Source organism: Streptomyces sp. SudanB25_2051, from assembly GCF_964272635.1.
Classification (GTDB): Bacteria; Actinomycetota; Actinomycetes; order Streptomycetales; family Streptomycetaceae; genus Streptomyces.
Map to the genome: position 1 here is coordinate 3,975,920 of NZ_OZ186787.1, position 20,710 is coordinate 3,996,629.

At 72.3% G+C, this 20,710-nt stretch carries 17 protein-coding genes; 12 read left to right on the forward strand and 5 right to left on the reverse strand.

The features are described 5' to 3' along the window. The first annotated feature begins 37 nt into the window (after window positions 1-37). Both fusA and tuf read left to right on the forward strand, forming a co-directional pair. Window positions 38-2,164, forward strand: a complete 2,127-nt coding sequence (fusA, locus tag ACSUPT_RS17940; protein WP_351963308.1) for an elongation factor G — start codon at window positions 38-40, stop codon at window positions 2,162-2,164. A 161-nt stretch (window positions 2,165-2,325) separates the two neighbouring features. After that, window positions 2,326-3,519, forward strand: coding sequence for an elongation factor Tu (tuf, locus tag ACSUPT_RS17945; protein WP_351963309.1), 1,194 nt, complete (start codon window positions 2,326-2,328; stop codon window positions 3,517-3,519). A gap of 272 nt (window positions 3,520-3,791) precedes the next feature. On the opposite strand, the gene ACSUPT_RS17950 is transcribed toward tuf, so the two are convergent. Continuing rightward, window positions 3,792-5,831 (reverse strand): PIG-L family deacetylase, encoded by a 2,040-nt coding sequence (locus ACSUPT_RS17950; protein ID WP_436946230.1) that lies wholly within the window; start codon window positions 5,829-5,831, stop codon window positions 3,792-3,794. Between the two features lie 341 nt (window positions 5,832-6,172). Here ACSUPT_RS17950 and ACSUPT_RS17955 point away from each other — a divergent pair, with 341 nt between their 5' ends. Next, window positions 6,173-6,694 (forward strand): MarR family transcriptional regulator, encoded by a 522-nt coding sequence (locus ACSUPT_RS17955; RefSeq protein WP_436944937.1) that lies wholly within the window; start codon window positions 6,173-6,175, stop codon window positions 6,692-6,694. A gap of 22 nt (window positions 6,695-6,716) precedes the next feature. Here ACSUPT_RS17955 and ACSUPT_RS17960 read toward each other — a convergent pair whose 3' ends face one another. The 3 genes from ACSUPT_RS17960 to ACSUPT_RS17970 form a co-directional block, all read right to left on the reverse strand. Next, on the reverse strand, window positions 6,717-9,791 hold the full coding sequence (locus ACSUPT_RS17960) for a poly(A) polymerase (RefSeq protein WP_436944939.1): 3,075 nt from the start codon (window positions 9,789-9,791) through the stop codon (window positions 6,717-6,719). Beyond that, window positions 9,791-11,464: an RNA ligase family protein gene (locus ACSUPT_RS17965; RefSeq protein WP_436944940.1), complete on the reverse strand. Its 1,674-nt coding sequence runs from the start codon at window positions 11,462-11,464 to the stop codon at window positions 9,791-9,793. Before ACSUPT_RS17965 ends, ACSUPT_RS17960 begins: the two co-directional genes overlap by 1 nt. Before the next feature lie 248 nt (window positions 11,465-11,712). Beyond that, window positions 11,713-12,834, reverse strand: coding sequence for an FAD-dependent monooxygenase (locus tag ACSUPT_RS17970; protein ID WP_436944942.1), 1,122 nt, complete (start codon window positions 12,832-12,834; stop codon window positions 11,713-11,715). 212 nt (window positions 12,835-13,046) lie between these two features. Between ACSUPT_RS17970 and ACSUPT_RS17975 the strand changes: the two genes are divergently transcribed. From ACSUPT_RS17975 to ACSUPT_RS17990, 4 genes are all read left to right on the forward strand, one after another. Then, complete coding sequence (locus ACSUPT_RS17975; protein ID WP_436944944.1) at window positions 13,047-14,066, forward strand: GntR family transcriptional regulator; 1,020 nt, start codon at window positions 13,047-13,049, stop codon at window positions 14,064-14,066. 109 nt (window positions 14,067-14,175) lie between these two features. Next, on the forward strand, window positions 14,176-14,625 hold the full coding sequence (locus ACSUPT_RS17980) for a hypothetical protein (protein WP_351963316.1): 450 nt from the start codon (window positions 14,176-14,178) through the stop codon (window positions 14,623-14,625). A 9-nt stretch (window positions 14,626-14,634) separates the two neighbouring features. Then, window positions 14,635-16,407, forward strand: coding sequence for an alpha/beta hydrolase (locus tag ACSUPT_RS17985; protein ID WP_436944946.1), 1,773 nt, complete (start codon window positions 14,635-14,637; stop codon window positions 16,405-16,407). A gap of 36 nt (window positions 16,408-16,443) precedes the next feature. Then, window positions 16,444-16,971 (forward strand): hypothetical protein, encoded by a 528-nt coding sequence (locus ACSUPT_RS17990; RefSeq protein ID WP_361658229.1) that lies wholly within the window; start codon window positions 16,444-16,446, stop codon window positions 16,969-16,971. An 18-nt stretch (window positions 16,972-16,989) separates the two neighbouring features. Here ACSUPT_RS17990 and ACSUPT_RS17995 read toward each other — a convergent pair whose 3' ends face one another. Next, window positions 16,990-17,310 (reverse strand): hypothetical protein, encoded by a 321-nt coding sequence (locus ACSUPT_RS17995; protein ID WP_436944948.1) that lies wholly within the window; start codon window positions 17,308-17,310, stop codon window positions 16,990-16,992. 566 nt (window positions 17,311-17,876) lie between these two features. Here ACSUPT_RS17995 and rpsJ point away from each other — a divergent pair. The 5 genes from rpsJ to rplB are packed head-to-tail and all read left to right on the forward strand — an operon-like array spanning window position 17,877 to window position 20,703. After that, window positions 17,877-18,185 (forward strand): 30S ribosomal protein S10, encoded by a 309-nt coding sequence (rpsJ, locus tag ACSUPT_RS18000; protein WP_003948644.1) that lies wholly within the window; start codon window positions 17,877-17,879, stop codon window positions 18,183-18,185. A gap of 13 nt (window positions 18,186-18,198) precedes the next feature. Next, window positions 18,199-18,843 carry a 50S ribosomal protein L3 gene (gene rplC / locus ACSUPT_RS18005; RefSeq protein ID WP_023587030.1) on the forward strand — a complete coding sequence of 215 codons (645 nt, stop codon included), beginning with the start codon at window positions 18,199-18,201 and terminating at the stop codon, window positions 18,841-18,843. 8 nt (window positions 18,844-18,851) lie between these two features. Beyond that, window positions 18,852-19,502 (forward strand): 50S ribosomal protein L4, encoded by a 651-nt coding sequence (gene rplD / locus ACSUPT_RS18010; RefSeq protein WP_351963320.1) that lies wholly within the window; start codon window positions 18,852-18,854, stop codon window positions 19,500-19,502. Next, entirely contained in the window at window positions 19,502-19,825 is a 324-nt protein-coding gene (rplW, locus tag ACSUPT_RS18015; RefSeq protein ID WP_023587028.1) for a 50S ribosomal protein L23, read from the forward strand. The genes rplD and rplW overlap by 1 nt, the downstream gene beginning before the upstream one ends. 41 nt (window positions 19,826-19,866) lie before the next feature. Continuing rightward, the gene (gene rplB, locus ACSUPT_RS18020; protein WP_023587027.1) at window positions 19,867-20,703 is read left to right on the forward strand and encodes a 50S ribosomal protein L2; all 837 of its coding nucleotides are present in this window, start codon (window positions 19,867-19,869) and stop codon (window positions 20,701-20,703) included. Window positions 20,704-20,710: the final 7 nt, after the last annotated feature.

Genomic DNA, 20,710 nt, shown 5'->3' on the forward strand with positions numbered 1-20,710 from the left:
CGCACCCACATCGAGACCGAGAGAAGACTGAAGCCTTATGGCTACCACTTCGCTTGACCTGGCCAGGGTCCGCAACATCGGGATCATGGCCCACATCGACGCGGGCAAGACGACCACCACCGAGCGCATCCTCTTCTACACCGGTGTTTCGTACAAGATCGGTGAGGTCCACGACGGCGCTGCCACGATGGACTGGATGGAGCAGGAGCAGGAGCGCGGCATCACGATCACGTCCGCCGCGACGACCTGCCACTGGTCGCTCGAGGACGTCGATCACACCGTCAACATCATCGACACCCCCGGTCACGTGGACTTCACCGTCGAGGTGGAGCGTTCGCTCCGCGTCCTCGACGGCGCCGTGACCGTGTTCGACGGTGTGGCCGGTGTGGAGCCGCAGTCCGAGACCGTGTGGCGTCAGGCGGACCGCTACGGCGTTCCGCGTATCTGCTTCGTGAACAAGCTCGACCGTACGGGCGCCGACTTCTTCCGCTGTGTCGGCATGATCTCGGACCGTCTGGGCGCGCAGCCGATCGTCATGCAGCTGCCGATCGGTGCCGAGGCCGACTTCCAGGGTGTCGTGGACCTCGTCCGCATGAAGGCCCTGGTCTGGTCCGCCGAGGCCGCCAAGGGCGAGATGTACGACGTCGTCGACATCCCGGAGAACCTCGCGGAGCTGGCCGAGGAGTACCGCGGCAAGCTCATCGAGGCCGTCGCCGAGAACGACGAAGAGATCATGGAGCTGTACCTGGAGGGCGAGGAGCTCTCCGAGGAGCAGCTGTACGCCGCGATCCGTCGTATCACCATCGCCTCGGGCAAGGGCACCGGCACCACGGTCACCCCCGTGTTCTGCGGCACCGCGTTCAAGAACAAGGGCGTCCAGCCCCTGCTCGACGCCGTCGTGCGCTACCTGCCCTCCCCGGTCGACATCGAGGCCATCGAGGGCCAGGACCCGAAGGACGCGGAGACCGTCGTCCGGCGCAAGCCGTCCGACGACGAGCCGCTGTCGGCGCTGGCGTTCAAGATCATGAGTGACCCGCACCTGGGCAAGCTCACCTTCGTCCGGATCTACTCCGGCCGCCTGGAGTCCGGCACCGCCGTGCTGAACTCCGTCAAGGGCAAGAAGGAGCGCATCGGCAAGATCTACCGCATGCACGCGAACAAGCGTGAGGAGATCGAGTCGGTGGGCGCCGGCGACATCATCGCCGTCATGGGTCTGAAGCAGACCACGACCGGTGAGACGCTGTGCGACGAGAAGGCCCCGGTGATCCTGGAGTCCATGGACTTCCCGGCGCCGGTCATCGAGGTCGCCATCGAGCCCAAGTCCAAGGGTGACCAGGAGAAGCTGGGTGTCGCCATCCAGCGTCTCGCGGAGGAGGACCCCTCCTTCCAGGTGCACACCAACGAGGAGACCGGCCAGACCGTCATCGGCGGTATGGGCGAGCTTCACCTCGAGGTGCTCGTCGACCGCATGAAGCGCGAGTTCAAGGTCGAGGCCAACGTCGGCAAGCCGCAGGTCGCGTACCGTGAGACGATCCGCAAGTCGGTCGAGCGCGTGGACTACACCCACAAGAAGCAGACCGGTGGTACCGGTCAGTTCGCCAAGGTGCAGATCGCGATCGAGCCGATCGAGGGCGGCGACGCCTCGTACGAGTTCGTCAACAAGGTCACCGGTGGCCGCATCCCGAAGGAATACATTCCTTCCGTGGACGCCGGCTGCCAGGAGGCCATGCAGTTCGGCATCCTCGCGGGCTACGAGATGACCGGCGTGCGCGTCACCCTGCTCGACGGTGCCTACCACGAGGTCGACTCCTCCGAGCTCGCCTTCAAGATCGCCGGTTCGCAGGCCTTCAAGGAGGCCGCGCGCAAGGCGTCCCCCGTGCTCCTCGAGCCGATGATGGCCGTTGAGGTCACCACGCCCGAGGACTACATGGGCGATGTCATCGGTGACATCAACTCCCGCCGTGGCCAGATCCAGGCCATGGAGGAGCGTGCCGGTGCCCGCGTCGTCAAGGGCCTGGTGCCGCTGTCGGAGATGTTCGGCTACGTCGGCGACCTCCGCAGCAAGACCTCGGGTCGCGCAAGCTACTCGATGCAGTTCGACTCCTACGCCGAGGTTCCGCGGAACGTCGCCGAGGAGATCATCGCGAAGGCCAAGGGCGAGTAACTCAACCGAGTTCACGCTTTAGGCTTGTCACCGGATACACGGGGCGTTTCGGCGCACACCGCGCGAGCGGAGAGTCGGAACGCCCCGGGGCCGGCATCCCAGCAAAGATCACCTGGCGCCGATGAGTAAGGCGTACAGAACCACTCCACAGGAGGACCCCAGTGGCGAAGGCGAAGTTCGAGCGGACTAAGCCGCACGTCAACATCGGCACCATCGGTCACATCGACCACGGTAAGACGACCCTCACGGCCGCCATTACCAAGGTGCTGCACGACAAGTACCCGGACCTGAACGAGGCTTCGGCCTTCGACCAGATCGACAAGGCTCCTGAGGAGCGTCAGCGCGGTATCACCATCTCCATCGCGCACGTCGAGTACCAGACCGAGTCGCGTCACTACGCGCACGTGGACTGCCCGGGTCACGCGGACTACATCAAGAACATGATCACGGGTGCGGCGCAGATGGACGGCGCCATCCTCGTGGTCGCCGCCACCGACGGCCCGATGCCGCAGACCAAGGAGCACGTGCTCCTGGCCCGCCAGGTCGGCGTTCCGTACATCGTTGTCGCCCTGAACAAGGCCGACATGGTGGACGACGAGGAGATCCTGGAGCTCGTCGAGCTCGAGGTCCGTGAGCTCCTCTCCGAGTACGAGTTCCCGGGCGACGACGTTCCGGTCGTCAAGGTCTCCGCTCTGAAGGCGCTCGAGGGCGACCCGGAGTGGGCCCAGTCCGTGCTCAACCTCATGGACGCGGTCGACGAGGCCATCCCGCAGCCGGAGCGCGACGTCGACAAGCCGTTCCTCATGCCGATCGAGGACGTCTTCACGATCACCGGTCGCGGTACGGTCGTCACCGGCCGTATCGAGCGTGGTGTCCTGAAGGTCAACGAGACCGTCGACATCATCGGCATCAAGACCGAGAAGACCACCACCACGGTCACCGGCATCGAGATGTTCCGCAAGCTGCTCGACGAGGGCCAGGCCGGTGAGAACGTCGGTCTGCTCCTCCGTGGCATCAAGCGCGAGGACGTCGAGCGCGGCCAGGTCATCATCAAGCCGGGCTCGGTCACCCCGCACACCGAGTTCGAGGCGCAGGCCTACATCCTCTCCAAGGACGAGGGTGGCCGCCACACGCCGTTCTTCAACAACTACCGCCCGCAGTTCTACTTCCGTACCACGGACGTGACCGGCGTCGTGACCCTCCCCGAGGGCACCGAGATGGTCATGCCGGGCGACAACACCACCATGTCCGTCCAGCTGATCCAGCCGGTCGCCATGGAGGAGGGCCTCAAGTTCGCCATCCGTGAGGGTGGCCGGACCGTCGGCGCCGGCCAGGTCACCAAGATCGTCAAGTAAGTTCCTTGACGGCCTGAACGGCTGACCTGGTTGCTCCCCGGAGCACCAGAAGGGCCCCGCACCGAGAGGTGCGGGGCCTTTCGCTTTCTCTGCCGGCCGGTTCTTCGCGCTTCTCGTGCCCGGCCGGTTCTTCCCGTCTTCTCCCGCCGGGGGGCGGGGTGCCGCGGGTGCGGGCGTTCTGCGCCGGCCTGCGGCGTTCACGCGTGCGGGCGTTCCCCGGGCGGGGTGGCCGTCGTGGTTCGCCGTGGGGCCTGCCGGAGGGGTACGGCGGGTCAGGCGGCGTCCGTGTGGGACACCCAGGACCACGGGTAGGCGTCCGCCCCGATGCCCACCGCCATCGCGCCCTTCGGGCCCAGGTGCGGGGTCGCCGGGCCCAGCGCGACCACGCCCTGGGCGCGTACCGCGCGGCGCCCCCCGACGTACAGCTGGATCCGCCCGCGCAGGTCGCGGCCGAGCAGCACCGGGCCCTTGGGCGTACCGGCCGCGTTGACCGTGCCGTACCCGTCGAACGCGGGCGCCTGGAGCGGGGCGCCGTCCACCCGTACCGCCGTCAGCTCCTTCGCGGCCGGCCGCCGGTAGTACAGCGCCAGACCGCCGTCGGCTGTGCCCGCCACGTCGACGGGACCGCCCGGCGCGGGCAGCACGGCACCGCCCGGCTGGAAGGCGACCTGTCCGCCCCGCGCCGACTGCGCCCAGTGGTGGACGCGCTCGCGGCCCGCGGCGAAGACATGGACGCGGCCGCGCCCGTCGACCGCCGCCGACAGTCCGTCCTGCACCTCGGCGCCGCCCAGGTCCCGCCACGGGCCCCAGGTCCCGTCGGCCTCCCGGACGCGCGAGCTGACGCCCTTGTCCGCGTTCCGCACGAACAGGTGGACGCGGCCGTCCGGGGCGGTCACCGCGACCGGAACGCCGATCCGCCGGCCCCGGTCGTCGTCCCGCTCCGGGTTGCCGAGCCCGGACCAGGCGAGGAACGGGCCGCCGGGGGAGCGCTGCTCCAGCACCACGACCTCCCGCTTGTTGGCGCCGCCGTGCCCGCCGAGCGCCGCGAACCGCAGCCCGAACAGCAGCTGCCGCCCGTCGAGCAGGGCCGTCCCACCCAGACCGGGCGCGAGCGGGCCGCCGCCGAGGTCGTCCGGCTCGGCCCACTGGCCGCTGCCGGGGTCCGTCTCGCGCCAGCGCACCGCGCGCAGGCCCAGCACCCCGTACACGGACAGCCGGCCGTCCGGGCCGGACCCGACGACCGGGCCGGGGCCGGGGTAGCGGTGGTGGGTGGCGCGGACCCAGCCCTTCTTGTTGGTGAGCGGGCGGCTGCCGCCGACCATGTAGTCGCCGCAGCCGGCGGCGTTGCCGCACTGCCAGGACGGGTCGCCGCCGTACGGGACGAGGTGGGCGGCCTTCTCACGGAGCACCGGCTCGGGGAGGTTCTTGGGCCAGTGGCGGTTGTAGTAGCCGCGGAACGAGGTGGTGACGAAGCCCGGTATGGAACCGCCGTCCGCGGTGGCCTCGGCGACCCAGCGGACCATCGCCGCCCAGCTGAAGCAGGCGACGGCGGTGTGGTCGCCGTGGTCCGAGTAGCCGGGCTGCTCGGAGTCCTTCTTGCGGGTCGCCTCGTCGCTGTGCTGGATGTCCGGGTCCGGGTCGAGGGTGTGGACCACCGTGGGCCGGTAGCGGTCCATCAGGCCCACGAGGACGTCGACCAGGCCGTCGTAGTCGTAGTCCGAGGCGCGGCGCACCGGGGAGTCGGTCGCGATGACCGTGCGCAGGCCGAGCGCGCGGTCCTCCCACAGGCTGGGGAGGGCCATCCAGCGGCGGGGCGTGTGCATCGGGAGGTTGAGGAAGACCAGCTCGACGCGGCGGTTGCCGTGGGTGAGGGTGTTGATCTCGGCCTGGCGGTCGCCGCGGAGGGTCGCGACGCCCTTGTGCCAGGGCGTGAACTTGTCCAGGCCGATCATCTCCGCGTACGCCTGGCGCAGCCCCTGGTGGCGGGCGGAGGAGTAGTCCTCCCGGTCCGCCACGGTCTCGCCGGTGCGGCCGGGGATGTGGTTTTTGCCGGTGTGCTCCCCCGCGGTGACGTACACGCAGAGGAGGGGGACGCCCGCGTCGACCATCCGCTGGCAGTCGGGGTTCATGAAGTACAGGTCGTCGTCCGGGTGCGCCATGATCTGCATCAGCTGCGCGCGGCGCGAGCTGGTGATCGGCATGCCGGGCGCGGGATCGGCGGTGGGGCCGCCGCGGCGCGGCGCGGGCACGGAGCAGCCGGCCAGACCCCCCGCCAGGGCGGAGGTCCCGGCGAGCGCGAGCGCGGCGGTCACGACGCGGCGCCGGGTGAGGCGCAGGGCGGTGCGCAGGCCGGGGGCGGCGGCCGCGGCACCGGCGTCCTCGGGGGCGGTGCCGGAGTCTTCGACCGTACGGAAAACGGCAGCGTGAGGCCGGCCCCCCGGTATCTCGTTCACTTGTGCCCCCGTACTGGTGCTGCTGTGGGTGATCCGTTGACGGCGGCGGAAGCGCTGGTCGACGCCTTGGCCCGCGCGGTCATCTAGACGGATTATCGACACCTCGGGTTGCCCTGGATGCGGCGGGGTGTTCGGAGCGGGGCGGCTTCTCCTCGAACGGCCTTGACCTCAAGCCGACTTGAGGTCCTAGCGTCGAGGTCATGACTTCCACCACAATCACCCCCGCCACCACTCCCGTCGCGGTCGCCCCGGCCGCCGCCGACCCCGACGCCCCCGACGAGAACCTCGCCGCCCAGCCCATCGGCTACTGGAGCGGCGTCGTCCACAAGGCCGTCATCCGCCATCTGCGCGACGCCATGGCGGACCTCGACATCACCCAGCCCCTCTGGTGGACCCTGAACCGGCTGGCCGCCGCCGGACCGGACGGCGCCTCCCGCGAAGCCCTCGCCGCGGGGCTCGCCCCCCTGGCCGACGACCCGGACGAGATCCCGCGCCTCCCGGCCCGGATGGCGTACCGGGGCTGGGTCACCGAGGACGACCGCGGCGTCCTGCGCCTCACCGGTAAGGGCCTCGCCGCGCACGCGCGGATGAAGGAGCTGGCCGCCGAGGTGCGGACGAGGCTGCACGAGGGCGTGCCCGACGAGGAGTACGCGGCCGCCCTGCGCGTGCTGCGGCGGATCGCCCGGAACGCCGAGGCGGGCGGCGCGTCGCAGGCGGGCTGACGCCCACCGCCCGGCCCGGCGCTCACCGCAGGGTCGGTACGTCTCCGCCGGCCGCCCAGGTCAGCGCCGTACCGGGCAGGCCGCGCAGCCAGTGCTCGGCCACGGCCGCGAGCGCGGCGCGGTCCGGCGGCTCGGCGCCCAGACCGATGGCGTACGACACGGTGTCGCCGGTCCGCTCGAACGGGCGCGGCCACGCGTGGGCGTCCGGTGCGCCCGCCTCCGCGAGGGCGGTGAGCAGGGCGCGCGTACGGCCCCGCACCCGCCCCTCGGCGGGGCCGCGCGGCACGGTCACGACCGCCCAGGCGGCATGGCGCCGGTGCAGGGGCGGCGGGTCCAGGAGCCGCGCCTCCGGGTCCGGCCCGGCGCCGGACTCCAGCAGCTCCCACGCCCGGTACAGCTCCTGCACCAGCAGGTCCCGGCCGCCGGACGTGACCTGGTCGCCGCAGGAGCGGCGCGGGTACGTGGGGGTGGTCACCGTGACCGGTGGGGTGGCCGCGCCCGGGCTGACCGCCGGGTCGGCCGAGGCACCGGGGGACGCCGCGCCTGCCGGGGCCTGGGTGCCGGAGGTGGCCGTGCCTGCCGGGGCCGGGGCCGTGGGGGCGTCCAGCTCCACCGGGTCCCGCCAGTCCCACGCGGCCCAGGTCGCGAAGAACCTGCGCAGCAGCGGGCGCGGGCCCGGCTCGCCGGTGCCCTCCGCCTCCCGGACGGTACGGGCGGCCAGCAGCGCCCACGCCAGGCCCGGCAGCCCGCCGAACGGTGCCGCGTCCAGGCCGCGCGCCCGCGCCCACGCCTTCACGTCCCGCGCGAGCCGGGCGAACTCCGCCTGGCGGGCGCCCACATGGGCCCGTACGGCGTCCGCGTCGGTGACCGCGCTGAGGGCGACGGCGGCCGCCGGGCCCAGTTCGGCGCGGCGCGCCACGGCCTCGCCGGGCGGCACCGCCCCGGTCGGTACGACGACCAGGTCGACGCCCAGGCCGTACGCGTCGAAGCGCAGCCCCGGGACGCGCGCCCCGACGACCTCCCGCACACCGGTCGCCCCGGGCAGCGCGGCGACCACCCGGGCCCGCACCTGCGCGAGGTCCGGGTCGCCGGGGACGGCCGCCACGAGGTCCAGGTCCGCGCCGGGCAGGGCACATCCCATGCGCCGCGACCCGACCACCTGCACCTCGGCGTCCGGAAGGGCCCGGGCGACCTCCCGTACGACGTGCTCGGCGGCTTCCGCGTCGGAAGCGTCGGAAGCGTCGGACGCGCCGGACTCGCCGGGTTCCCGGTCACGGGCGTGCGGCCGCTCCCGCACGGCGGCCGGAGCGTCGTCGTACGCCGGGCCCGTGTGTGTGCCGTCGTACCAGGTCGCCTCGGCCGACTGTGTGTCGTCGTACCAGCGCACCTCGCCCGTGCCGAGGGAGACCACCGCCCGTACGCGCATCGGTTCAGCGCCGCGCCGGGACAGCAGCGCGACCTCGGTCACGCGCGCCGTGAGCGGGCCGCCCAGTGCCTCCTCCGCCTCCCGCGCCACGCCGTGCGGGTCCGGTGCGCGGCCCAGGCTCAGGTGCGGGGTGAAGCCCCGGTGGCGGCTGCGGCAGCGGGGGAAGCGCCGCTCCAGGGCGCGCCGCAGCTCCCGCCAGGGCGCCTCGCCGCCGGCCGCCGGGTCCAGCCACACCGTGGCGTCGTCGCGGTGCCCGAAGCTGTGCACGCCCTGGAGCCGGGCGTCGAACGGCGGCACGCCCCGCAGGGCCTCGGCGACCAGTTCCGCGGCGCGCTCGAACCGGGCCTCCGGCACGAAGCCGAACAGCAGGTTCACATGCGGCGGCCACCGCCGGATCTGCGGATCGTGGGCGCGGCGCACCTGCTGCAGGGGCGGCCACAGCTCGTCGGGCGGCAGCCACGCGAGCGCCGTCCTCGGGGTGGGCGGCTCGTCGAGGGCGCCGGGCGCGCCTGCCCCGTCCAGGGCCAGGTCGGCCAGTACGCCGTAGTGGTCGGAGACGTACAGCCCGTCCGGGGACGGTTCGCGGCCGGTCAGCTCCGCCGCGTCGACCCGTACGCGCTCGGCGCGCAGCAGCACCCGGTCGAGCCGGGAGGCCCGACCGGACAGGGACGACACGGCGGCCAGCGGGTTGCCGCCCGGGTCGAACGTGGGCGTCCGGTCGTTCGGGCCGTGCGCCTCCGTCCAGGCGTCGCGCATGCCCAGCGCGGTCTCCGGCAGGTCGCCGCCGTCGTTGAAGTCGCCGACCAGCACGACATCGCCGTCGATCCCGGCGAACCCCTCGGCGAGCCGCGCCAGTTCGGCGTCGCGCCGCGCGGCGCCGTCCTGCGAGTGGTCGCTGCTCAGATGGGTCGCGGCGACGACCAGCGGCCGCCCCGCGCCGGTGTCCAGCACCACGGCGGTCACCGCCTTGTGTGGCCCCAGCACATGCACCCCCGCTTCCCGCACGGGCACGCGGCTGAGCAGCAGGAGCCCGCAGTCGGCGACGTCCGGCCCGTCCGGATCGGCGCCCAGCGTGTACGCCTCCCGCACCCACGGCGCGGCCAGCAGCAGCCGCAGCAGCGCGGGCTCGACCTCCTGGAGGGCGATCACGTCCGCGTCGGCGCCGCGCAGGGCGTCCAGCAGGAGGGGGCGGCGGCGGGCGGTGTCGATGAGGTCGCTGTCGTACCGGTCCCACAGGGTGTTCCACGTCAGCACCCGCAGACCGCCGTCCCCCCGGCCGGAAGCCGCACCGGACAGCGGGCCGCCACCGGAAGCCGCACCGGACACCGCGCCGCCGCCGGAGGCCGCCGGCGCCCACCGTCCCGCCGCCGCGTCCCACGCGTGCGGCTGCCGTGCCGTGAAGAACGGCGCCCGCAGCAGCCTCGGGTCCCGCACCCGGCCCGCCTCGGTCGCGTCGATCCGGTCCACCCCGGCGGCCCGGTCCCACACCACCTCGCCGTCGGCCTCGAAGAACAGCACCCGGTGCCACGGGATGTCGCCGCCCGGCGTGAACGCGGGCAGCGGCACCCGCTTCGGCTCGGCCCCGCGCTGCATGACCCCGATCACGAAGCGCGCCGGGTCGAACCGGGAGTCCCACCGGACCCGGTGGTAGATCTCGTCGCTCGTACGCACTACGCCTCCTCCTCCACGGTGCCACCCGCGCCGATGTACCAGGTGCGGTGCGCCTGGCCCGGGTACGGCGGCACGAACCGGCGCAGCTGCGCCTCCAGGACGCCTGGCGGGACCGGGTGCTCGCGCACCGCGTTGCGCCGCGCCAGCTCGGCGTCGTCCACCAGCGCCACCGCGTGCGTGACCAGCGCGTCCCGGCGCCGCGCCACCGCGTGGACGTGGTGCCGCTGGTGCGGGTTGAGGGAGGTCGCGTCCCACACGACGGTGCCGCCGCGCGCCAGCGCCGCGTCGAGCCGTTCCAGGCCGGAGCGCAGGACCGCGCCGCCGTCCCGCTGGTCGGCCCGGTCGCCGCGCGCCTCGCGCAGGGCGTCCAGCGACACGTGCGCGTCCACGCCGGGCAGGCCCCGCGCGAAGGTGCTCTTGCCGCTGCCGGACGGCCCGACCAGGTGCACCAGCCGGGGGAAGGCGCCGTCGCGCAGCCGCCAGGTGGCGGCGACGGCCTCCTCCGGGGTGCCGATCCGCCCCAGCGCGTACAGCTCGCGCGCCTCGGCCAGGCACCGGGCGGCGGCGTCCGCGCCGAGGTCCCCGAACGCCTTCCGGAACGCCCGGTCGACCGTCTCGGCGTCCTCCAGTTCCGCGGCGTGCAGCGCGGACCACTCCACCTGCTCCCGCGCCGCCGCGTCGGGTGCCAGAGCCGCGGCCAGCGGGTGCAGGACGCCCAGGTCGGCGGCGTACGACAGCCGTACGAGCCCGGTCCTGCGCTCCTCGTCCGGGTACGGGCGCTGCAGCCCGCCGTACAGGCCCACCAGATCCGCGACGCGCCGGGCGAGCGGCAGTCCCAGGGCGGTGGCGAGCCGCCCGGCCAGCACGCCCCGGGGCTCCCGGTGCAGCAGCGCGGCCAGCACCCCGGCGAGCCGCCGGTCCCCGAGCCCCCCGACCCGGGCGGCCACCTCGTGCGCGGCGTCCCGGTCGCCGCCGTCCGCGCCGCGGCCCAGGGCCTCCAGCAGCACCGCCGTGTCCGGCTCGGCCCCGGAGCGCACGTCCCACAGCGCGGCGCGCGGCGACAGCCCGTTCGGCGTGACGGCGCTGTGCATCCAGTGCGTGCCGGTCTGCACATGCCCGGGGCGCACCCACTTGGCCACGCGGCGCCCGAACTCGTGCGCCATGAACCCGTCGGCGGTCCGTACGACGTACCCCTCCTGGCGCTGGGTGTCGACCCGCAGCCGCCGCAGCGCCCGCTCGTCGAACACCCCGCGCCACAGCACGCGCGGCGTCGGCACGCCCAGACCGCGCAGGAAGGCGACGGTCCAGTCCCAGCCGGGACACCACCCCAGCTCGTCCCACACACAGAAGCCGTAGAAGTAGCTCTCCAGCCCGTCATACGGGATCGAGTGCCGGGCGTACATGTTCTCGCCGCACACCCGGTACCCCTCCGGTATGGCGTGCCCGATACGCGCCTGGAGCGCCTTCACCCAGGCCCGCGACGGATGGTGGCCGGAGTCCAGCGACCGGGCGTGCAGCCCGTCGGCGTACAGGGTGGTGTTCTCGCCGTCGAGCTTCTCCGTCACCACCACCTCGCGTCCGGCCAGGCCGGACAGGTCGAAGGCGCGCACGTCGTCCCGTCCGACCCCCGGTGACCAGGGCAGATGCGGTGTACGCGGATACTGCTGGCGCATGGCGGAACGGCCCCCCGGTTGACGCTGACGTGCCGGGCCACTGTAGGTGCGGGCCGGACGGGGATCGACCGAATAACACCCCCGGACGGCCGGGAGCCGCACACCCCCGAGCCCCCTCCCTCCTCACCGCCTGCTGTCACCGACCGCTGCCCACCACCCGCTGGTCACCGCCCGCTGCCCACCGCCCGCTGGTCACCGACCGCTGCCCACCGCCCGCTGGTCACCGACCGCTCCTCACCGCCCGCTGGTCACCGCTCCTCGTCCAGCACGAGGGCGTTCTTGGCGCGCGCGACGGACTCCTCGGAGGCGGGGGCGCCCGGGTTCTCGGTCGCCAGGGCCTGGTTCGCCTCGACGTACGGCCGCAACCGCCGCTCGTAGGCCGCGAAACCGGCCGTGTGGTCGCCGCCGGCCGCGCGCAGGGCGCCCGCCAGGACGTACGCGCCGCACAGGGCGAGGCTGGTGCCCTGCCCGGACAGGGGCGAGGCGCAGTACCCGGCGTCGCCCAGCAGCGCGACGCGCCCGCGCGACCACCGGTCCATGCGGACCTGCGCCATGGCGTCGCAGAAGAAGTCCGGCGCGGTCCGCGCCGCCTCGGCCATCCGGGGCGCGCCCGGCCAGCGCAGCGCCTCGATCCGCTCCACGATGAGCCCGCGCAGCCACTCGGTGTCCCGGTGGTCGCCGTCCAGCGGCCCGGACGCGAACCCGAACGCGACGCGCAGCTCGTGGTTGCCGGGCACCGACATGGCGGCGAAGCCGGACTCGCCGTCGCGCAGCCACACCTGCCAGTCGTCGAGGCCGAGGAAGTTCGGGGCGGTGAAGACGGACAGGTACTGCCCGAGGTGCGCGGTGAAGCGCTCCTCGGGCCCGAAGGCGAGCCGCCGCACCCCCGAGTGGAGTCCGTCGGCGCCCACGACCAGGTCGAAGTCCCGTACCGCCCCGGACGCGAAGCGCACCCGCACCGGCCCACCGCCGCGCTCCTCCAGCGCGGTGACGGCGTCCCCGTACACCCACTCGACCCCGTCGCCGGCCCGCTCCCGCAGCAGCCGCACGAGATCGTCGCGCATCAGCTCGACGTCGTCGCCGTCGAGCCGCCCGCTGCTGGCGGCGTACTCGGTGCTGCGGTGGACCTCGTCGCCGTCGGCGTCCAGCACGGACATGCCGCGCATCCGCGTCCGCACGGCACGGGCCGGTCCGAGCAGGTCCATGCGGTCGAGCACGCCGAGGGCGACGCCCCGCACGTCGACGGCCTGGCCGCCGCGCCGGGGAGCGGCGGCCCGCTCGACGACGGTGGGTGCGAAGCCGTACCGGCGCAGCCAGTGGGCGAGCGCGGAACCGGCGATGCCGCCGCCGGAGACGAGCACGTTCAGCATGGAGACCCCCTTGGGTGTACGCGGTAAGCGAGCTGAACGTACGGCGTAAACGCCCCCCGCCGCCCGCCTGCGCTAGCACAGGTGCCATCCCCCCGACCCGGACGCCCAGCTAGGCTCTGTACTAGTACAGATGATCCGTACATCCAGCAGCGGCCCGCCCGGCGGCGCTTCCGGCGGAACAGCGCGACGAGGCGGGGGGAGAGGGAGCCGACGTGCCGACGACACCACCGGAGCCGCCGTACCGGCGTATCGCGGCGGACATCCGCCAGAGGATCACCGAGGGGGAGCTGGCGCCCGGCGACCGGGTCCCCTCGACCCGCAGGCTGGCACAGCAGTGGGGCGTCGCCCTGGCCACGGCCACGAAGGCCCTGACGGAACTGCGCCTGGAGGGATACGTGGAGACCCGCCCCCGCGCGGGCACCGTCGTGGCCGCGACCGCCCGCCGCGCCGGCGACCCCCCGGCGGCCCCCACGCCGGCTCCCGCGCCCGCCCCCGAAGCGGAGCTCACCCGCGAACGGGTCGTCCGCGCGGCCATGGAGATCGCCGACGCGGAGGGCCTGGCGGCGCTGTCCATGCGCGGAGTCGCGGCCAGGCTGGGCGTGGCGGCGATGTCCCCGTACCGGTACGTCGGCGGGAAGAACCGGCTCGTGTCGCTGATGGCCGACGCGGCGTACGGGGAGCTTGGCTACCCGGACCCGCCCCCGCCCGGCCCGCGCGCCTGCCTGGAACTGGGCGCCCGCACGCTCTGGCGCCTCCACCGCCGCCACCCGTGGCTGGCCCAGCTGACCCCGCTGACCAGGCCCTTGATGCTCCCGAACATGCTCGTCCACGGCGAATGGCTGCTCAGCGCCCTGGACGGCACGGGCCTGGACGCGACGACGAAGATGGACGTCCAGCTCCTGGTGTTCACCCACGTCCAGGGCGTGGCGGCCAACCTGGAGCGCGAGGCCCAGGCGGAAGCCGCCACCGGCAAGACCGACGACGAGTGGATGGCGGCCCAGCAGCCGGCCCTCACGGCCCTGGCGGCGTCGGGCCGCTACCCCGCCTTCACCCGCACCCTGGGCGCGCTGGGGGACGGCGGCTACGACATGGACCTCGACGCCCTCTTCGAGCTGGGGCTCACCACCCTCCTCAACGGCCTCACGCCCCTGCTGGAACGCCGTCCGTCAACCCCCGGCACGCCACGTGAGGGTGTTCCTGCGCCCCCTCCCACCCGCCACACCCCCAGGTAGACACCCACTCCACCCCCACGGCCGCCCCCACCGCCACCCGCAAGCCCCCATAACGTGACCAGCCGACACCAACCGCCACACACCACCGGCGCGGCCAGGGGGACGAACGATGGCATGGGACGAATGGGAACAACTCAAATCCGCGGCCGCCGGACACCGCACCGCGGCGGCACCCCCCGCCCAGCGCCCGCCCGGCACACACGCCGGCGCGGACCCTGAGCGGCTCAGGTCGCAGAAGAGGGCGTGGACCGGCGCCGGCCAGGCGGTCAAGCGGCTCAGGACCGACATCACCAGGGCCATGGTCCGCCTGGAGAGCGGCCAGACGGGCCTCACACCCCTGCCCGGATGCCGGTCGGGCGTCGCCCAGCAGGAGCTGCACGCCTCCTGGACGCGGTACCTCGCGGACGTACGGACCCGCTGCGGCGAACTGGGCGCCCTCCTGGAGCAGGCGGGCCGCGACCTGTCGATGACCGACGCGGCGTTGCGCGACGAGCTCGGCCGCATCCAGGTGCGGTACGCGGACACCGCCGCGCCCGGCGGCCGGGCGAAGACCGGGTGACCGGCGGACATGGACCTCACGACGCTGAAGACGTTCAGACCCGCCGAGTACGAGGACGCCGCGGACGCCTACCGGGCCACCGGGGACATCGCCGGCACGGCGAAGGACACGATCGACCAGCAGGTCGCGGCCGCCCTCCGCGACCGGCTCGAAGGCGAGGCCGCGACGGCCGCCCTCGTCCAGCTCAAGCACCTGTCCCGGAACTTCCACTACGCCCAGACCGGATGCGGCCTGGTGAGCACCGCCCTCAACGGCTTCGCCCACGACATGGGCGCGGCGCGGCGGAAGCTGATGGCCGCCCTGGAGGACGCCCGCGCGGCCGGGTGCACGGTCGGCGCGGACGGCTCGGTCACCTACCCGGCGGGCGGCGACGCGCCCGAGGGCGGCACCGTACGCGGGACGGACGGCCCCGCGTCCCCGATGGCGGCGGCGCTGTACCGCCAGTCCGCGGAGGCACACCCGAACCCGCACCACGGCAGGGCCCTGGAGCTGGCCCAGCGGATCGCCGACGCGCTCGCCGAGGCGGCGGAGGCGGACGCCAGGTGGGCACCGAGACTGCGTGCCCTGCGGGCCGACGACGACCTGACCGTGTCGCACGCCGACTGGAAGGACGCGCACACGGACAGGTCCGGACTGCGCGCGGCCGCCGGCGACTACCTGGCCTCTCTGCCGCAGCCCCCGCGGGGCGGCACCCCGCAGGACAACGCGGCCTGGTGGCAGGGCCTCACCGCGGAGCAGCGGTCGGCCTGGCTGTCCCTCCACCCCGCCCTGGTGGGCGCCATGGACGGCCTGCCCGCCGCCGTACGGGACGAGGCCAACCGCGTCGTCCTCAACGAGCACCTGGCCCGCACCCGCCTCGCACTGGACGCCGTCCCCGAACCGCCCGCCGACCGATGGACGTGGACCACCACGGGCCTGACCCCCACGAGCACCCCCACCCCCGAGTACCTGGCCTGGCAGCGCGAGCACGGCGAGCGGTACCTCGCGCTCCAGAACGCGCTCAAGGGCATGGAGAGCATCCAGCGGCGCTTCGACCAGACCGGCGAGAGGGGCCTGCCCGAGGCCTACCTCCTGGGCTTCGACCCCGAAGGCAACGGCCGCGCGATCATCGCCACCGGCAACCCGGACACAGCCCACCACCAGGCCGTCTACGTCCCCGGCACCACCTCGAACCTGAGCAACATCGGGCAGGGGATCGACCGGATGGAGAACGTCTGGCGGGTCGCCCAAGTCGAGGCGCGCGGGGAATCGGTCTCCACCATCGCCTGGTACGGCTACGACGCTCCGCAGGACGTCACGAGGGACGCGCCCTTCAGGCACTACGCGAACGACGGTGCGCCGGCGTTCAGGCGCTTCCTCGACGGGATGGAAGCCTCTCGCATGGACGGCTCGCCGACCCATCGCACCGTGATCGGCCATTCGTACGGAACGACCCTGGTCGGCGCTGCCGCTGACAGGGGCAAGCTGGACACGGACGACGTGATCACAGTGGGAAGCCCCGGTGTGACGGTTCCCAAGGCCGAGCAGTTGGACGCGCCGACGGGGCATGTCTGGAACCAGGAGGCGCGGGGCGACATCGTCCCGGACCTCGGCCGCTTCGGGCATGGCGGACACGACCGGGATGGCCTCTGGACAGTGCCGAGCGATGAACGGTTCGGCGCGCACCAGATGACCACGGACACGAAAGGCCACAGTGGCTACTGGGATGAAGACACGGAGAGCCTTCGGAACCAGGCAAAGGTGGTGGCAGGCCGGTACGGGAGTGTGCGCCTGGAAGCCTAGGTCTGGCGAAGAAGCAAGAAATGAGGTCCCTCGACCTTGACGATCAAGTCGAGCGTCTACGCGCTCCTTGTGTCCGTTGCCCTGATCACGACGACCGGATGTGGCATGAACGACAGCTCCGATGAGGTGCCCTTCGCAGGGGCAAGCACGTCACGCGACGCTGCCGACAGGGCAGAGAAGGTGTCCAGCGAGATCTACGACCTCATCGGCCTCAAAGGCAGGGCTTCGGAGACCCGGCCCGGGGTGATGGGATGTTCGGAGAAGGACCGGGCCAAGTACTTCCGCGTCTTCCATCCCTGGACGTTCACTCCGGCTGCGGGTGGAGACCTGCGCGGAGTAATGGAGCGGCTCAAAGGCGACTTGACCAGGCATGGGTGGACGGTCGTCCGGTACGGCCCGGACAGCAGCCGGGACAGGAACCTCACCCTCACGGCGGACCACGATGAAAAGAAGGTAAGCGTCGAAATCACCTACAACGCGAAAGAGGACCCTGCGGACCTCAGCATCTTTCTGGTCTCCGGCTGCTACCAGACCCCGGACGGGGAAGAGGTCCAGCGCTTCTGACCCGCCGACCGGCCCCCGCTACGTCCCCGCCACCGGATACACGTGCTGGATGTACGCCCAGCGGCCGGCCCCCAGGGCCAGATACAGGAGCGGGGGCGCCAGCCACCAGGGGCGGAAGCGGGCACGCAGTACCGGCGCGGCCGTGAACGCCAAGGCCAGCGCACCGGAGACGATCATCAGGGCGCAGCCCGTCTCGATGCCCGTCAGGTTGTCCTCGTCCCACGGCCCGTCCGGCGGGATCGCCAGAGCCCCGTACGCGACGAAGCCCGTGGCCGCGTGGAGGGCCAGGAGCGACAGGCCCCGCAGGGTCAGCACCTCGCGCTTCAGGATGTCGGTCACGCCCCCGGCGACGCCGTACAGACCCGGCGGGGTTCCCGCCCCGCCCCCACCCGGCGCCCAGCGCGCCGCGTGCCCCGCACCGCGCCCCGCGGTCCCCCCGCCGTCCAGAAGTGCCCCGCCCCGGGGGCGTACCGTCCACGTGGTCGCGCCCGGCTTCCCGGCCGTACCCGCGTGCCCCGGTTTGATCGATACCGCTCGCGGGGTATTCTCTTCGGCTCGATTGGCGTACGCATGGCCGCGTGTGGCAGACTGTCCGGGTTGCTCGGTTGAGTGCCGATGCTGCGCGCCTCCCGCCGGGAGGACCGGAAGCGAGTCCCACAGTACTCGTCGCTCCTGATCAGGGGCGGACGTACGGGAATCTTCCGGGAAGCGTCAGCGGGGCGCCTACCAGGCACCCGGTGGGTGTCTTCCCCCGGACCGCGGTCCCAGGCCCGCACCCCCTTGGTTGGGAAATCCTTCGGGAGATCTACGTAGAGGGAGCGCGACACGCCCGACCGCGTGGGTCGGAGAAGACGACAGCTCACCAGGTTCCAGAGCGTTACGAGAGACAGGACTACTGAGTAGCCATGGCGGGACAGAAGATCCGCATCCGGCTCAAGGCCTACGACCACGAGGTCATCGACTCCTCGGCGAAGAAGATCGTCGAGACGGTGACCCGCACTGGTGCGTCGGTCGCGGGCCCGGTGCCGCTGCCCACTGAGAAGAACGTGTACTGCGTCATCAAGTCGCCGCACAAGTACAAGGACTCGCGCGAGCACTTCGAGATGCGCACGCACAAGCGCCTCATCGACATCCTCGACCCCACGCCGAAGACGGTTGACTCGCTCATGCGTCTCGACCTGCCGGCCGGCGTCGACATCGAGATCAAGCTCTGAGGTGACGCGCGAGATGGCTAAGAACATTAAGGGCGTCCTGGGCGAGAAGCTCGGCATGACCCAGGTCTGGGACGAGAACAACCGGGTTGTCCCGGTGACCGTCGTCAAGGCCGGTCCCTGCGTCGTCACCCAGGTCCGCACCAACGACATCGACGGCTACGAGTCGGTCCAGATCGCCTTCGGCGAGATCGACCCGCGCAAGGTGAACAAGCCCCTCAAGGGTCACTTCGCCAAGGCCGACGTCACCCCGCGCCGCCACCTGGTGGAGATCCGCACCGCTGACGCCTCCGAGTACACCCTCGGCCAGGAGATCACCGCTGCGGTCTTCGAGGCGGGCGTCAAGGTCGACGTCACCGGCAAGAGCAAGGGCAAGGGCTTCGCCGGTGTCATGAAGCGCCACAACTTCCGTGGCCTGGGCGCCGGACACGGCACCCAGCGCAAGCACCGCTCGCCCGGTTCCATCGGTGGCTGCGCCACCCCGGGCCGCGTGTTCAAGGGCCTCCGCATGGCGGGCCGCATGGGCAACGAGCGGGTCACCACCCAGAACCTGACCGTCCACGCCGTTGACGCGGAGAAGGGCCTGCTGCTCATCAAGGGCGCGGTTCCTGGTCCGAACGGCGGCCTCGTCCTGGTCCGTACCGCGGCCAAGGGGGCCTGAGGTAACCGATGAGCACCATTGACATCCTTTCGCCGGCAGGCGACAAGGCCGGGACCGTCGAGCTCCCCTCGGAGATCTTCGACGCGAAGACCAGCGTTCCGCTGATCCACCAGGTCGTCGTCGCCCAGCTGGCCGCTGCCCGACAGGGCACGCACAAGACCAAGACCCGTGGCGAAGTCCGCGGCGGTGGCAAGAAGCCGTACCGCCAGAAGGGCACCGGCCGCGCCCGTCAGGGCTCGACCCGCGCCCCGCAGTTCGCCGGTGGTGGCGTCGTCCACGGCCCCGTGCCGCGTGACTACTCCCAGCGGACCCCCAAGAAGATGAAGGCCGCCGCCCTGCGCGGTGCCCTCTCCGACCGGGCCCGCCACTCCCGTATCCACGTCGTGACCGGCGTGGTCGAGGGTGAGATCTCCACCAAGGCCGCCAAGACGCTGTTCGGCAAGATCTCGGAGCGCAAGAACCTGCTCCTGGTCGCCGAGCGCTCCGACGAGGCCGCGTGGCTCTCCGCCCGCAACCTGCCCCAGGTGCACATCCTGGAGCCGGGCCAGCTGAACACGTACGACGTGCTCGTCTCCGACGACGTGGTCTTCACCAAGGCCGCCTTCGAGTCCTTCGTGTCTGGCCCCAAGGCCGTTGAGACCGAAGGGAGCGACGCCTGATGACTGAGGCCGTCGTCACCAGCAAGACCTTCACGGACCCGCGCGACATTCTCGTCAAGCCGGTTGTCTCCGAGAAGAGCTACGCGCTGCTGGACGAGAACAAGTACACGTTCGTCGTCGACCCGCGCGCCAACAAGACCCAGATCAAGCAGGCCGTCGAGGCGGTCTTCTCGGTCAAGGTCACCGGGGTCAACACGATCAACCGGCAGGGCAAGCGCAAGCGCACCCGCACCGGTTACGGCAAGCGCGCCAACACGAAGCGCGCCATCGTGACCCTTGCCGAGGGCAACCGTATCGACATCTTCGGCGGTCCGACCGCCTAAGGGCGGTCTGGATCGTCCGAATATCGGACGAGGACTGAGAAATGGGTATCCGCAAGTACAAGCCGACGACTCCGGGCCGTCGTGGCTCCAGCGTCGCCGACTTTGTCGAGATCACGCGGTCCACGCCGGAGAAGTCGCTGGTCCGCCCCCTGCACAGCAAGGGCGGCCGTAACAACACCGGTCGTGTGACCGTCCGCCACCAGGGCGGTGGCCACAAGCGCGCCTACCGAGTGATCGACTTCCGTCGTCACGACAAGGACGGCGTGCCGGCGAAGGTCGCTCACATCGAGTACGACCCCAACCGCACCGCGCGCATCGCGCTCCTGCACTACGCGGACGGCGAGAAGCGCTACATCATCGCCCCGCGTGGCCTGAACCAGGGCGACAGGATCGAGAACGGTCCCGGCGCCGACATCAAGCCCGGCAACAACCTGGCCCTGCGCAACATCCCGGTCGGTACCACGATCCACGCGATCGAGCTCCGTCCCGGTGGCGGTGCCAAGTTCGCCCGCTCCGCCGGTGCCTCCGTGCAGCTGCTCGCGAAGGAGGGCTCGATGGCCCACCTCCGCATGCCGTCCGGTGAGATCCGCCTGGTCGACGTCCGCTGCCGCGCCACGATCGGCGAGGTCGGCAACGCCGAGCAGTCGAACATCAACTGGGGCAAGGCCGGCCGTAAGCGCTGGCTGGGCGTTCGCCCGACCGTCCGCGGTGTGGCGATGAACCCGGTTGACCACCCGCACGGTGGTGGTGAGGGCAAGACCTCCGGTGGTCGCCACCCGGTCTCCCCGTGGGGTCAGAAGGAAGGTCGTACTCGTTCTCCCAAGAAGGCGAGCAACAAGTACATCGTCCGCCGCCGCAAGACGAACAAGAAGCGCTAGGAGCGGG

Coding starts and splice junctions, on each gene's coding strand:
- rplC (WP_023587030.1), top strand. CDS start 18,199: ATGGCTAAGAACATTAAGGGCGTCCTGGGCGAGAAGCTCGGCATGACC.
- rplW (WP_023587028.1), top strand. CDS start 19,502: ATGACTGAGGCCGTCGTCACCAGCAAGACCTTCACGGACCCGCGCGAC.
- ACSUPT_RS17980 (WP_351963316.1), top strand. CDS start 14,176: ATGGCATGGGACGAATGGGAACAACTCAAATCCGCGGCCGCCGGACAC.
- rpsJ (WP_003948644.1), top strand. CDS start 17,877: ATGGCGGGACAGAAGATCCGCATCCGGCTCAAGGCCTACGACCACGAG.
- fusA (WP_351963308.1), top strand. CDS start 38: ATGGCTACCACTTCGCTTGACCTGGCCAGGGTCCGCAACATCGGGATC.
- ACSUPT_RS17965 (WP_436944940.1), bottom strand. CDS start 11,464: ATGCGCCAGCAGTATCCGCGTACACCGCATCTGCCCTGGTCACCGGGG.
- ACSUPT_RS17985 (WP_436944946.1), top strand. CDS start 14,635: ATGGACCTCACGACGCTGAAGACGTTCAGACCCGCCGAGTACGAGGAC.
- rplB (WP_023587027.1), top strand. CDS start 19,867: ATGGGTATCCGCAAGTACAAGCCGACGACTCCGGGCCGTCGTGGCTCC.
- rplD (WP_351963320.1), top strand. CDS start 18,852: ATGAGCACCATTGACATCCTTTCGCCGGCAGGCGACAAGGCCGGGACC.
- ACSUPT_RS17970 (WP_436944942.1), bottom strand. CDS start 12,834: ATGCTGAACGTGCTCGTCTCCGGCGGCGGCATCGCCGGTTCCGCGCTC.
- ACSUPT_RS17955 (WP_436944937.1), top strand. CDS start 6,173: ATGACTTCCACCACAATCACCCCCGCCACCACTCCCGTCGCGGTCGCC.